This window comes from Pseudomonas sp. SIMBA_068 (assembly GCF_046534705.1).
Taxonomy (GTDB): domain Bacteria; phylum Pseudomonadota; class Gammaproteobacteria; order Pseudomonadales; family Pseudomonadaceae; genus Aquipseudomonas; species Aquipseudomonas putida.
In genome coordinates this window covers 1-267 of record NZ_JAWRYI010000627.1, presented here as the reverse complement: position 1 = coordinate 267, position 267 = coordinate 1, and the positions used below count along the sequence as shown (strand labels likewise).

At 62.5% G+C, this 267-nt stretch carries 1 pseudogene; it reads left to right on the top strand.

Features of this window, described 5'->3' with window-relative positions:
- Positions 1-212 (top strand): annotated as a pseudogene (locus tag SB756_RS30720) (ABC transporter permease); the annotation flags it as partial.
- Positions 213-267: the final 55 nt, after the last annotated feature.

Sequence of the window (267 nt, the reverse complement as noted above, 5' to 3'; positions counted from 1 at the left end):
GCGGCTTCACCATTACCCTGGTAACCCTGATCAACTCTTCGGCCATGGCCGGCGCGATTGGTGCGGGGGGGTTGGGGGATATTGCCTACCGGTATGGCTACCAGCGTTTCGACAGCCAGATCATGCTGACCGTGATCGCCATGCTGGTGGCGTTGGTGGCGTTGATCCAGCTGGGCGGGGACCGCTTGGCGAAGGGTTTGAACAAGCGTTGAATGCCGGGGCCGCCTTGCGGCCCCGGCAATCTCAATCCCAGCGAAGATCCCCAGC